Origin of the sequence: Bradyrhizobium sp. 215_C5_N1_1, assembly GCF_052075935.1 — a bacterium.
In the GTDB taxonomy this organism is placed as follows: Bacteria; Pseudomonadota; Alphaproteobacteria; order Rhizobiales; family Xanthobacteraceae; genus Bradyrhizobium; species Bradyrhizobium barranii.
Map to the genome: position 1 here is coordinate 6858296 of NZ_CP197228.1, position 12641 is coordinate 6870936.

10 protein-coding genes are annotated in these 12641 nt (G+C 65.4%); 2 read left to right on the forward strand and 8 right to left on the reverse strand.

Annotated elements, in window-relative coordinates; genetic code table 11:
• Window positions 1-11: 11 nt before the first annotated feature.
• The 5 genes from AB7G19_RS32885 to AB7G19_RS32905 are packed head-to-tail and all read right to left on the reverse strand — an operon-like array spanning window position 12 to window position 6567.
• Window positions 12-1472: a form I ribulose bisphosphate carboxylase large subunit gene (locus AB7G19_RS32885; RefSeq protein ID WP_085401320.1), complete on the reverse strand. Its 1461-nt coding sequence runs from the start codon at window positions 1470-1472 to the stop codon at window positions 12-14.
• 31 nt (window positions 1473-1503) lie between these two features.
• Complete coding sequence (fba, locus tag AB7G19_RS32890; protein WP_063984963.1) at window positions 1504-2589, reverse strand: class II fructose-bisphosphate aldolase; 1086 nt, start codon at window positions 2587-2589, stop codon at window positions 1504-1506.
• A 14-nt stretch (window positions 2590-2603) separates the two neighbouring features.
• Window positions 2604-4625 carry a transketolase gene (gene tkt, locus AB7G19_RS32895; protein ID WP_354113192.1) on the reverse strand — a complete coding sequence of 674 codons (2022 nt, stop codon included), beginning with the start codon at window positions 4623-4625 and terminating at the stop codon, window positions 2604-2606.
• Window positions 4626-4641: 16 nt separating this feature from the next.
• On the reverse strand, window positions 4642-5517 hold the full coding sequence (locus AB7G19_RS32900; protein WP_063984965.1) for a phosphoribulokinase: 876 nt from the start codon (window positions 5515-5517) through the stop codon (window positions 4642-4644).
• A 12-nt stretch (window positions 5518-5529) separates the two neighbouring features.
• Window positions 5530-6567 (reverse strand): class 1 fructose-bisphosphatase, encoded by a 1038-nt coding sequence (locus AB7G19_RS32905; RefSeq protein WP_085401322.1) that lies wholly within the window; start codon window positions 6565-6567, stop codon window positions 5530-5532.
• 119 nt (window positions 6568-6686) lie between these two features.
• On the opposite strand from AB7G19_RS32905, the gene AB7G19_RS32910 reads away from it, so the two are divergent.
• Window positions 6687-7664, forward strand: coding sequence for a LysR family transcriptional regulator (locus tag AB7G19_RS32910; protein ID WP_028148254.1), 978 nt, complete (start codon window positions 6687-6689; stop codon window positions 7662-7664).
• 386 nt (window positions 7665-8050) lie between these two features.
• Window positions 8051-10441, forward strand: a complete 2391-nt coding sequence (locus tag AB7G19_RS32915) for a TonB-dependent receptor (RefSeq protein WP_085401323.1) — start codon at window positions 8051-8053, stop codon at window positions 10439-10441.
• Between the two features lie 83 nt (window positions 10442-10524).
• Here the strand turns inward: AB7G19_RS32915 and AB7G19_RS32920 are convergent, their stop codons facing one another.
• The 3 genes from AB7G19_RS32920 to AB7G19_RS32930 form a co-directional block, all read right to left on the reverse strand.
• Window positions 10525-10725: a hypothetical protein gene (locus AB7G19_RS32920; protein WP_244623442.1), complete on the reverse strand. Its 201-nt coding sequence runs from the start codon at window positions 10723-10725 to the stop codon at window positions 10525-10527.
• Window positions 10726-10864: 139 nt separating this feature from the next.
• Window positions 10865-11284 carry a DUF4118 domain-containing protein gene (locus AB7G19_RS32925; RefSeq protein WP_085401324.1) on the reverse strand — a complete coding sequence of 140 codons (420 nt, stop codon included), beginning with the start codon at window positions 11282-11284 and terminating at the stop codon, window positions 10865-10867.
• A gap of 140 nt (window positions 11285-11424) precedes the next feature.
• Entirely contained in the window at window positions 11425-12618 is a 1194-nt protein-coding gene (locus tag AB7G19_RS32930; protein WP_085401325.1) for an MFS transporter, read from the reverse strand.
• Between the last annotated feature and the right edge of the window lie 23 nt (window positions 12619-12641).

Consider the following 12641-nt stretch of genomic DNA (forward strand, 5'->3'; position numbering starts at 1 on the left):
ATCTCATCTCCTCAAACGGTTTCCAACGCGGTCGGCACGAAGTCCGGCGTGTCGGTGGATTGATAGTTGAAGCTGACGTCCTTCCAGACCTCGAGCGCAGCCTTCAGCGGCGTGCAGGTCTCTGCCGCCCTGGCCAGGATCTCTGGACCTTCATGGACGTAGTCGCGCCCCTCGTTGCGGGCGAGGATCATCGCTTCGAGCGCCACGCGGTTGGCGATCGCGCCAGCCGCAATGCCCATGGGATGGCCGATGGTGCCGCCGCCGAATTGCAGCACGACGTCCTCGCCAAGGAGATCGAGCAGCTGGTGCATCTGGCCGGCATGGATGCCGCCGGAGGCGACTGGCATCATCTTGTTCAGGCTCGCCCAGTGCTGGTCGAAGAACAGGCCGTGCTCGAGCTTGGTCGGGTTGAAGTCTTCGCGGCAGACGTCGTAATAGCCGCGCGTGGTATTGGGATCGCCCTCGAGCTTGCCGACCACCGTGCCGGCGTGGATGTGGTCGACGCCGGCGAGCCGCATCCACTTCGCGATGACGCGGAACGACACGCCGTGGCTCTTCTGCCGCGTATAGGTCGAGTGACCGGCGCGATGCAGATGCAGGATCATGTCGTTGCGCCGTGCCCATTTCGCCATGGACTGGATCGCGGTGTAGCCGATCACGAGATCGATCATGACGATGCACGACCCGAGCTCTTTCGCGAACTCTGCGCGCTCGTACATGTCCTCCATCGTCCCCGCGGTGATGTTTAGGTAGGTGCCCTTCACCTCGCCGGACGCCGCCTGCGCGCGATTCACGGCCTCCATGCAATAGAGGAAGCGGTCACGCCAATGCATGAAGGGCTGCGAGTTGATGTTCTCGTCGTCCTTGGTGAAGTCGAGCCCGCCCTTGAGCGCCTCGTAAACCACGCGGCCATAGTTGCGCCCGGACAAGCCGAGCTTCGGCTTCACCGTCGCGCCCAGCAACGGCCGGCCGAACTTGTCGAGCCGCTCACGCTCGACCACGATGCCGGTCGCCGGCCCCTGGAACGTCTTCACATAGGCGACCGGGAAGCGCATGTCCTCCAGACGCAGCGCCTTCAGCGGCTTGAAGCCGAACACGTTGCCGATGATCGAGGCCGACAGGTTGGCGATCGAGCCGGGCTCGAACAGGTCGAGGTCATAGGCGATGTAGGCGAAGTACGAGCCCGGCGTGCCGGGCACCGGATCGACACGGTAGCACTTGGCGCGATACTTCTCCGCAGCGGTCAGGCGATCGGTCCACACCACCGTCCAGGTCGCGGTCGAGGATTCGCCGGCAACCGCCGCTGACGCCTCGATGGGGTCCACGCCCTCCTGCGGCGTCACGCGGAACAGCGCGATGACATCGGTGTCCTTCGGCGTGTAGTCGGGCTCCCAATAGCCCATGCGCGCGTATTCCATCGTGCCCGATCGATAGCGCTCTTTGCCCCGGACGGTTCCTGCGTGTGCATTCATGGCTCTCTCCTGCTCTTCTCTCTCTGAATGATTAGGCGGCGACCGACTCGCGGGCGCCGATGCGCGGATCGAGCTCGCCGGCGCGATAGCGCCGCGCCATCTCGCTCAAGGGAATGACCTTGATCTTGCTGGCGTGGCCCGCGGTGCCGAACTGCTCGAAGCGATCGCGGCAGAGCTCGCGCATCGCATCCATCGCAGGCTTGAGGAATTTGCGCGGATCGAACTCGGAGCGCGTTTGCGCGGCGACCTTGCGGAACACCGCGGTCATCGCCAGGCGACAGTCGGTGTCGATGTTGACCTTTCGTACGCCGCTCTTGATGCCGCGGACGATCTCCTCGACCGGCACGCCCCAGGTCTGCGGCATCTCGCCGCCGAACTGGTTGAACATGTCCTGGAGCGGCTGCGGCACCGAAGAGGAGCCGTGCATCACGAGATGCGTGTTCGGCAGGCGGCGGTGAATCTCCTCGACAACCCGCATCGCCAGGATGTCGCCATCAGGCTTGCGGCTGAACTTGTAGGCGCCGTGAGACGTGCCCATCGCGATCGCGAGCGCATCGACCTTGGTGGCGCGGACGAAGTCGACGGCCTGGTCGGGATCGGTGAGGAGCTGGTCGTGGCTGACCTTGCCCTCGACGCCGTGGCCGTCCTCCTGCTCGCCGCCACCATGCTCGAGCGAGCCGAGCACGCCGAGCTCGCCTTCGACGGAGGCGCCCACCCAATGCGCGAGATCGACGACGCGGCGGGTGATGTCGACATTGTAGTCGTAATCGGCGGCGGTCTTGGCGTCGGCCTTGAGCGAGCCGTCCATCATGACCGAGGTGAAGCCGTGGGCGATGGCGGAGGCGCAGGTCGCCTCGTCATTGCCGTGGTCCTGGTGCATGCAGAGCGGAATGTCCGGATAGGTCCGCTCCAGCGCGTCGATCATGTGCGAGAGCATGAGATCGCCGGCATAGCTGCGCGCGCCGCGCGAGGCCTGGATGATCACGGGCGCATCGACCTCGGCCGCGGCCTGCATGATCGCAATACCCTGCTCCATGTTGTTGATGTTGAACGCCGGCACCGCGTAGCCGTGGTTGGCGGCGTGATCGAGCAGCTGACGAAGGGTGATACGGGCCACGAAGATTCCTCCTGTTATGGCTTGCCGGCGCGGGTGATCGCCCGCCGGGCGGCTTCGGCAATGCTTTGCGGCGTGATGCCGAATTCGCGGTAGAGCACGGGCGCCGGCGCAGAGGCGCCGAAGCCCCGCATGCCGACGAACTCGCCGTCAGTGCCGATCCAGCGATGCCAATCGCCGACTACGGCGGCCTCGATGCCGACGCGCGGGGCGGTGCCGAGCACACAGGCGCGGTAGTCCTCCGGCTGTTCCTCGAACAGCGCGAAGCAGGGCGCGGAGACCACGGCGGCGCGGATGTGTTCCGTCGCGAGCAGGCGAGCGGCTTCCAGCGCGATCGAGACTTCGGAGCCGGTCGCCATCAACGTGACGTCGCGACCGCCGTCCGGCGAGACGATGAGGTAGGCGCCGCGCGCGACACGGTTCCTGCCGCGCACGTCGCTGCGGAATGTCGGCAGCGCCTGACGCGACAGACACAGCACGGAGGGGCGATCTTCCGCCTCAAGCGCGCAGTCCCAGGCTTCGAGCGTCTCGACCGCGTCGGCGGGGCGGAACACCAGAAGATTCGGGATGACGCGCAGCGCCGCGAGATGCTCGACGGGCTGATGCGTGGGACCGTCCTCGCCAAGACCGATGGAGTCGTGGGTCATCACATGGATGACGCGCAGCCGCATCAACGCCGCAAGACGGATCGCCGGCCGGCTGTAGTCGGAGAAGGCGAGAAAGGTGCCGCCATAGGGGATGAATCCGCCATGCAACGCGAGGCCATTCATCGCGGCGGCCATGCCGTGCTCGCGAATTCCGTAGTGGATGTAGCCGCCGGCGAACGCACCACGCGCCACCGGAGTCTGCGCTTTGGCATGCGTGAGGTTCGAATGCGTCAGGTCCGCCGAGCCGCCGACCAGTCCGGGAATTGTCCCGGCAATGCCGTCGAGCACCTGTTGCGAGGCTTGCCGCGTCGCCAGCTTCGGACGCTCGCTGGCAAAGCGCTCGCGCAATTTCGCCGAGGCCTGGGCATAGGCCTCCGGCAGGGCAACGGCCTTGCCCTCGATGAACAGCTCACGCTGCGCGGCCGTCGCGCCTTCGTAGCGGTCGAGCCAGGCAAGACGCTCGACCTGCCCGCGCTGTCCGATCATCCGCCATGCCTTGAGGATCGGGATCGGTACCACGAAGGGCTGGTAGTCCCAGCCGAGCGTCCGGCGCGCCGCTGCCGTCTGCTCAGTGCCGAGCGGCGCGCCATGCGCCTTCTCGGTGCCCTGGCGGTCCGGCGCGCCATAACCGATGATGGTGCGGCAGGCGATCAGCGACGGTTTTGTGCTCTCACGCTCTTCGGCAATCGCTTGCGCAACCGCTTCGGAGTCGTGGCCGTCGACATGGCGGACCGACCAGCCGGACGCCGCAAAGCGCGCGAGCTGATCATCGGAAGTGGCCAGCGAGGTCGGCCCGTCGATGGAGATGCCGTTGTCGTCGAACAGCACGATCAACCGGCCGAGCTGGAGATGACCGGCGAGCGAGATCGCCTCCTGGCTGATGCCTTCCATCAGGCAGCCGTCGCCCGCGATCACATAGGTGAAGTGATCGACCAGGCCGTCGCCGTGCCGTGCATTGGCCATGCGCTCGGCGAGCGCCATGCCGACCGCGGTCGCGATCCCCTGCCCCAGCGGGCCGGTCGTGGTCTCGACACCCGGCGTGTGGCCGTATTCCGGATGGCCCGGCGTCTTCGAGCCCCACTGCCGGAACGCCTTGATGTCGTCCAGGCTGACGTCGCCGCCGGTGAGATGCAGCAGCGCATAGAGCAGCATTGAACCGTGCCCCGCCGACAGCACGAAGCGGTCGCGATCCGGCCAGTTGGGGTGCGCGGAGTCGAACTTGAGGAACCGCGAGAACAGCACGGTCGCGACATCGGCCATGCCCATGGGCAGACCGGGATGGCCGGACTGCGAGGTCTCGATCGCGTCGACCGCGAGGAAGCGGACGGCATTGGCGAGATCGTTGTGTGTGACTGCCGTGATGTCGGCTTCAGCGTGGACGGAGATGTTCATCGAATTCTCTCCCTGTTCACTTCAGATTTCGCTTGCGCTCGATCAACTGCATGATCAGCGGCGTCAGGATCAGCTGCATCGCCAGATCGAGCTTCGCGCCGGGACACACGATGGAGTTCGCGCGGGACATCCAGCTGTGGGGAAGCATCGACAGCAGATAGGGAAAGTCGATGCCGCGCGGATTCTTGAAGCGGATCACGACCATCGATTCGTCCGGCGTCGGGATCCAGCGCGCGATGAACGGATTGGAGGTGTCCACCGTCGGCACGCGCTGGAAGTTGATGTCGGTCTCGGTGAATTGCGGGCAGATGTAGTGGATGTAGTCGGGCATCCGCCGCAGGATGGTGTCGGTGACGGCCTCGGTCGAATAGCCGCGGGCGCTGCGGTCGCGGTGCAGCTTCTGGATCCATTCGAGATTGATGACCGGCACGACGCCGATCTTGAGATCGGCGTAGCGCGCGACATTGACCTTGTCGGTGACGACGGCGCCGTGCAGGCCCTCGTAGAACAACAGGTCCGAGTTTTCCGGCAGCCGCTCCCACTCGGTGAAGGTCCCGGGCGCCGTACCGTGCAGTGCGGACTCCTCGGCATCATGGACATAGTGCCGCGTCGTCGCGGTGCCGGTCTCGCCATAGTCGCGGAAGGCACGCTCCAGCTCCTCGAACAGGTTGGTCTCGGGGCTGAAATGGCTGAAATGCTTGTTGCCGCGTTCGGCCTCCTGCGCCATCTGCGTGCGCATCTCGGCACGATCATAGCGATGGAAGGCGTCGCCCTCGATGTAGACGGCGTTGACCTTCTCGCGGAAGAAGATCTGCTCGAACGTCTTCTTGACCGAGGTGGTGCCGGCGCCGGAGGAGCCGGTGATGGAGATGATCGGATGCTTCCTGGACATGGGTCGCCTCGCTCACAGCCGGAAGAAGCCGCGCCGCGCGAACAGCGGTGCGGAGATGCTGGCGACCAGCAGCGGATCGCAATGCAGTTCCTCGACGCGCTGCACCTCGTTGCTCGAGCCCATGATCAGCGGCACGCGCTGGTGCAGGCTCTGCGCCGATAGCTCGAGGATGCGCTCGCGCCCGGTCGTGGCGGAGCCGCCGGCCTGTTCGATGATCATGGCCATCGGGTGCGCCTCGTAGGTGAGGCGCAGGCGGCCGTCGCCATAGCCGGGGCGCGCGTCCGAGGGATAGAGGAACACGCCGCCGCGGGTGAGGATTCGGTAGGCCTCCGCAACCAGCGAACCGATCCAGCGCATGTTGAAATTGTGGTTGGCGGGCCCTTCGACGCCGGCAAGACATTCGTCGACGAAGGCGCGGACCGGCGTATCCCAGTGGCGGCGGTTCGACGCATTGATCGCGAATTCTTCGCACGTCTCGGAGATCTGCACGGCGTTGCGCGCGAGGCGGAAGCAGCCCGCCCTGCGGTCGAGCGTGAAGATGTCGACGCCGTCGCCGAGCGTGAGCACCAGTGAGGTCTGCGGCCCATAGGTGACGAACCCCGCAGCAAGCTGCGCCGAGCCGCGCTGATGGAAGGCGAGAGCCAGGTCATCCGGGGCAGGCAGGATCGAGAAGATCGTGCCGACGGTCATGTTGATGTCGATGTTGGAGGAGCCGTCGAGCGGATCGATCGCGACGCAGATTTTTGCCTCGCGGTCGCCGATTTGCGGCTCGCGCATCTCCTCCGACGCGAGCGCTGCGATCGGCAGTCTGCTGAGACAGCGGCGCAGGATCGCATCCGCCTGGACGTCGAGATCGCGCTGGAGATCGCCGTCGCTGTTGCGGCCCGTGGTCAGGCCCGATGCGTCCGCGAGATCGCCGGTGGCAATGAGGTCGGCGATCTCGATCGCCGCCGCTGCGATGGCGTCGACTGCGGCTGCCACTGCCAGCGCATGCGGCGCCGTCTCGGAATACCGTTGAAGGTGGTCGTCCAACCTGAGTTGCCCGGTCATCTGCGTCCATCCCCTTGCGGGCGCCGCATCCAGTTCCCTCCCCGCTGGAGGTCGGTGCGGTCGGTCCTAACGCGAGGAGATTGACAGGGGCGGCTTAATAAGGAAAATTTCTATTCATAATGAGCGCCAAAGAATTTTCTTATAATGGCCCCGGCCATGCGGCGGCCCAGCTCCGGCATCTGACGATCCGGCAGCTGCGCTCGCTTGCGGCGCTCTCGGCGAAGGGCAGCGTCACCGCGGCCTCGAGCCAGCTCGGCCTGACCCAGCCTGCCGTCACCCAGCAGCTCCGGCAGCTCCAGGACCTCGCCGGCCTGCCGCTGGTGCAGCGGACCGGCGACGGCATGCTGCTGACGGAGGCAGGCAAGGAGGTGCTGGCGCTCGCCGAACGCGTCGAGGCCGCGATCATGGACTGCCAGGGCGCGCTCGATCTGCTCGCTGGACGGACCGGCGGCACGGTGCATCTCGGCGCGGTCTCGACCGCGAAATATTTCGTGCCGCATGCGATCGCGGCGTTCTCGAAGCGGCATCCGAAGATCGAGATCAAGCTCACGATCGGCAATCGCGAGGAGATCCGCGAGGCCATGCACGGCTACGATCTCGATTTCGCCGTGATGGGTCGGCCACCGGCCGACGTCAGCGTCGACGTGCGTCAGCTCGGGCGCAATCCGCACATCATCGTCGCGCGCAAGGGACACTGGCTGGGGAAGGATTCCGGCCTCAACCTGACCGACCTCGTGCACGAGACCTTCCTCACCCGCGAGCCGGGATCAGGGACGCGCACGCTGATGGAAGGCATGTTCCAGAGATCGGATCTCGAGCCGATCATCGGCATGGAGATGAGCAGCAACGAGACCATCAAGCAGGCCGTCATCGCCGGGCTCGGCATCGCCTTCATCTCGGCCCACACGGTGGCGCATGAGCTCGCCGAAGGTCGTCTCATCGTGCTCGATGTCGCGGGCCTTCCGATCGTCCGGCAATGGTACGTGATCCGCCGCAGCGACAAGGTGCTGCTGCCACCGGCGCAGGCGATGTTCGATTTCCTCGGCTCCGAGGGCTCGAACTATTTGCCCGACGTGCCCGAGTTCGGCGGACAATAGCCCGCCGATACTCACCCCATCAGCTTCATCGCGATCGTCGCGGCCAGAACGACGATGATCTGGAGCAGACGCTCCGTCGTGAAGATGCGGTTGAAGGTGGTCATCGCTTGGCCCGGCCGACGCAGGAGATCTCGATCGGCCTGTTGCTAGCACACGCGGGCGCCGAGATAACTCCGTAGTCGCCACGGATCCTGCCGGCGCGCCGAAACATGTGACCGCCTGGAACCCGACAAGTTTCGAACGATTCAAATCATCCTGCGCGGAATGGCCGCACGGTCACTTTGTTCATGCACACAGTGACTTCGCGTGCACGGATGCTCCTTGCCCCGCATCCGGCCGTGCAATGGGGAATCCGGGCGAGTTTTGAAAGAGTCAGGGAGGGCGCGATGAGCCACATCGCCGCCGCGGGAGAGCTTTTGTCTGCCGCAAGCTACATGTCCAAGCGCAATTTTTCGGGTATCGGAGGCGTGTTGACCGCGCTGATGACGTCAGCTGCGTTCTTCGCAAGTCCGCAGGCCTTTGCGCAATCCACGCCCGCACAAGGCGTGACGATTCCATCCGTCACCGTGACCGCGCCGGAAGCACAGCGCCGTACCAATCCCGCTTCGGCCGTACGCCGGTCGAGCGGCACGCGGAGCCGCCGGACGCAAACGGCACGGCGGCCGGGGACGACCGCCGCGCCACAGCCCTTCATGCCATCGCAGGACGCGCGCACCGGCACCGTCGGCTATTTCGCCAACAGCACCTCCGTCGCCACCAAGTCGAACACGCCGATCGTCAACATCCCGCAATCGCTTTCCGTCATCACCCAGCAGCAGATCCGCGACCAGAATTATCAGGGCTTGACCGATGTCACGCGCTACGTCCCGAGCGTCGCCGTCCACCAGGGCGAAGGCAATCGCGACGAGCTCGTCATCCGCGGCGTCGATTCCAGCGCCAACTTCTTCGTCAACGGCTTTCGTGACGACGTGCAATATTTCCGCGACCTGTACAACGCGCAAAGCATCGAGGTGCTGAAGGGCCCGAGCGCCCTGACCTTCGGCCGCGGCGCCGGCGGCGGCGTGCTCAACCGCACCCTCAAGGAGGCCGATGGCACCCGCATCTACCAGGCGACGGGGCAGACGGGCTCGTGGGGCGACCGGCGCGTCACGCTCGACGCGGGCCAAGCCGTCAACGACAACGTGGCAGCCCGGCTGAACGTGTTCTACGAGGGCAGCGATGCGTTCCGCGACTTCAACCATCTCGAACGCTACGGCATCAACCCGACCGTTACGCTGAAGCCCGACGACTTCACCAAGATCAAGCTGTCCTACGAATATTACCACGACGGCCGCACCGCCGATCGCGGCAATCCCTCGCAGGGCCTTCCCGGCGGCGTCACGCGCTTCAATCCGACGACGCCGTTCGCGCCGAACGGCAATCTCCAGACGTTCTTCGGCAGCCCCAGCCTCAATACCGCGCAAGCCACGGTGCAGACCGGCATGGCGATCATCGAGCACGACTTCCAGAACGGACTGTCGGTGCGCAACGGCACGATGGCGGCCGACTACCAGAAGTTCTACCAGAATGTCTATCCCACCGGCGGGCCGCTCGCCGGTGCCGTCAACGCAGCCGACACCGCGGTCAACCTTGGCGCCTATCAGCACACGACCAACCGCGACAATTTCTTCAACCAGACCGACTTCACCTACAAGGGCTGGACCGGGCCGATCGCGCACACCGTGGGCTTCGGCACCGAGTTCGGCCGCCAAACCGGTGTCGACATCCGCAACACCGGCGTCTTTCCGAACGGTACCAACACGATCGTGCAGAACCCGTTCGCTCCGACCTATTTCGGACCGGTCACCTTCGTCCACCACTTCACCGGCACCAACACCGATGGCGTCACGACACCGGATTCGAACAGTAAATATGCGCTGAACGTCGAGTCCGGCTACCTGCGCGACACCATCGAATTCTCACGCGCGCTCCAGCTCATCGTGGGCACGCGGTTCGACCGCTTCGAGATGTCGGCGCTGGACATGAACACCAACCTCAACCGCAACCGCACCGACAATCTGGTCTCGCCGCAAGCGGCCGTCCTCCTCAAGCCGATGGAGACGATGTCGGTCTACACCGCCTACAGCATCTCCTATTTGCCCGCCTCCGGCGACCAGTTCTCCTCGCTCAACGACGGCACGCTGATCCTGCAGCCGCAGAAGTTCGAGAACACCGAGGTCGGCATGAAGTGGAACATCAATCCGAGGCTGCTGTTCTCGACCGCGATCTACAACCTCAACCGCACCAACCAACCGATCGCGGATGGCAACAATCCCGGCTTCTTCCTGCCCTCCGGCAGCACGCTGACGCGCGGCTTCGAGGCGAGCCTCGTCGGCTACGTCACCGAGCAATGGCAGTCCACGCTCGGTTATGCCTATACCGATGCGAAGATCACCAGCGCGACGTCGGCGACCGTGGTGCCGGGCAATCGCGTGCAGCTCGTGCCGTACAATCAGTTCGCCTGGTGGAACAAGTACCAGTTCACGCCGATGTGGGCGGCCGCGCTCGGCATCATCTATTTCGGCGATTCCTTTGCATCGTCGGATGACACGGTGAGACTGCCGAGCTTCGTGCGCTTCGATGCCGGCGTCTACGCCACGATCGATGCCAACTGGCGGGCGCAGCTCACGGTCGAGAACATCTTCAACCGCGGCTATTGGGCGTCCGCCGACGGCAACAACAACATCTCGCCCGGCCAGGGCCGCACCGTGAGGGTTCAGGCGAGCTACCGGTTCTGACGGCTATGGCGCGAACGTCTGCGTCCCATCGCGTGTCGTTCGCGCCGTTCGTCATGGATACAAAAACCTGTGATGGTTAACGATCAGGCAGCGCGCTGGACGGCGGCGTAATCCGTGCGCGCGGCGAAATAGGCTTCCAGCTCCGACAGCGCCCGCGCTTCCCATTCGCTCGCCTGCTCCAGAAGCGACCAGCTCTGGCCCGGGCGGAATGCAGCGGTCTGGCGATAGAGCGATGCGATGCCGCGATAGCGGCGCACATTCTCAAAGATGGCGTGACCGTTCATGTTCAAAAACTCCCTCGTCATTCCCGGGGGAGAAATTGCGGCCAAATCTTTTTCGAAAAGTTAGCGGCGCGCGCCAAGCTCGCGGATGGTTGCCGGACTGTTGCGCCGGCGCAACGCGCCGCTTCCGCGCGAAGCGGATTTATTGCGAATTCGTTGCCGTGCTCTCGCCCGAGGGCTTCAGTCCACCGCGGCTGATCATTGCCATCGTCTCGCGGCAGAGATCGGCAAGGCCGATCAAGAGCACCGCGAGCAGGCAGAACAGGTTGATGGAATCCGCGCCCGCGCTGGAGAGCGGCATGAACTGGAAGAACGGCGGGATGAACGCCCACCACACCAGCGGAACGGTGAGCAGCGCGGCGAACGCCGCTGCCGGCGCGCCCGCGACGATTCCGAGCACGAACAGGCTGGGCAGGAACGCCGCGAAATAGAGCTTTGCGCCGAGTGCGACGCAGACGCCTTGAAGCGCGGCCGACACGGCGACGACGACAAATCCGAGCAGAAACGCCTGCCACGACCATGGCCGTACTCGCGGTACGCCAACCAGTCCCGCACGCCTCATCAGCCTCCCCCTGCCGCCCGTTAACCGGGCTCGCTTGCGACCAAAGTACTACAGCCGCAGGGAAACCGCGAGACGGAAATCGCACGGTGCTAGGCTACGTATCCAGGGCTTGGTAAACGGCCGCGGGCACGATCGTACCGCTACTCTGTCGCCGCATAGAGCAAGCCGGCGACGGGCAGAGCAAGGCCAATGGCCGACGCCAGCGTCCAGCCGCCTTGCGCGAAGGCCCAGGCGCCGACCGCAGAGCCGGCAGCGCCGGCGGCGAAGAACGTCGCCATATAGAGGCCGTTGAGGCGGCTGCGGTGCTCATGCCCGAGCGCGAAGATGGCGCGGAAGCCGAGCACGACGTTCCCCTGGACACCGATATCGATGGCGATCGCGGCCACGACCAGGCAGGCGAGATTCAGCATCGAGCCGGCCGCGCCGATATAAGTCACCAGGAAGCCGGCGGCCGCGAGCAGCATGGCGACCAGCGTCGCGATGCGGCTATGGCCGCGATCGGCGAGCCGTCCCGCGATCGGGGCGGCGAACACGCCGGCGACGCCGGCCAGCGCGAACAGCGCGATGCCGCGCTGGGAGAAGCCGAATTCGCTGGCGAGTTGGAGTGGCGCCACCGTCCAGAACAGGGTGAAGGCACCGAACAGGCTCGCCTGATAGAGCGCGCGGCGCCGGAGCAGCGGCGTGGTCCGGGCCAGATGCGGCATCGACAGCAGCAGCGTGCCGTAATGCATGCGCGCAACCGGCTTGCGCTTCGGCAGCGTCGTCCACAGCGCCGCCGCGAGCACGATCATCAGCGCGGCGGACATGAAGAACACCGCGTGCCATGACAGTGCTGCCGTGACGAAGCTCGACACCGGTCGCGCCAGCATGATGCCCAGCATCAATCCGGTCGAGACATTGCCGACGACGCGGCCGCGAATGGCTTCCGGCGCAAGGTGTGCCGCGTAGGGAATGATGATCTGCACGGCGACCGAGCCGAGGCCGATAAACAGCGCGGCGATCAGGAACGGCAGCGCGTGGGTGGCGAACGCGGCGGCCAGCAGCGCCGCGGCGCCGAGCGTGATGACGGAGCAGATCAGCGCGCGGTTCTCGACGAGGTCGCCGAGCGGCACGATGAAGAGAAGCCCCACGCCGTAGCCGATCTGCGTCATGGTGACGATCAGCCCGGCCGCCGCATGCGAGAGGCCGAGCGCGGCGCTGATCGGCGCGATCAGCGGCTGGGCGTAGTAGATGTTGGCGGCGACCATGCCACAGGCCGCGGCAAGCACGAAGGTCAGTCGTTGCGACACCGCATCCGGCCCGGGTGCGGTCTCGATCGTGGCATTCATCGTCATTCCAACAGACTCCAGATATCGGG

Coding starts and splice junctions, on each gene's coding strand:
- tkt (WP_354113192.1), bottom strand. CDS start 4,625: ATGAACATCTCCGTCCACGCTGAAGCCGACATCACGGCAGTCACACAC.
- AB7G19_RS32885 (WP_085401320.1), bottom strand. CDS start 1,472: ATGAATGCACACGCAGGAACCGTCCGGGGCAAAGAGCGCTATCGATCG.
- AB7G19_RS32925 (WP_085401324.1), bottom strand. CDS start 11,284: ATGAGGCGTGCGGGACTGGTTGGCGTACCGCGAGTACGGCCATGGTCG.
- AB7G19_RS32915 (WP_085401323.1), top strand. CDS start 8,051: ATGAGCCACATCGCCGCCGCGGGAGAGCTTTTGTCTGCCGCAAGCTAC.
- AB7G19_RS32930 (WP_085401325.1), bottom strand. CDS start 12,618: ATGACGATGAATGCCACGATCGAGACCGCACCCGGGCCGGATGCGGTG.
- AB7G19_RS32900 (WP_063984965.1), bottom strand. CDS start 5,517: ATGTCCAGGAAGCATCCGATCATCTCCATCACCGGCTCCTCCGGCGCC.
- AB7G19_RS32910 (WP_028148254.1), top strand. CDS start 6,687: ATGAGCGCCAAAGAATTTTCTTATAATGGCCCCGGCCATGCGGCGGCC.
- AB7G19_RS32905 (WP_085401322.1), bottom strand. CDS start 6,567: ATGACCGGGCAACTCAGGTTGGACGACCACCTTCAACGGTATTCCGAG.
- AB7G19_RS32920 (WP_244623442.1), bottom strand. CDS start 10,725: ATGAACGGTCACGCCATCTTTGAGAATGTGCGCCGCTATCGCGGCATC.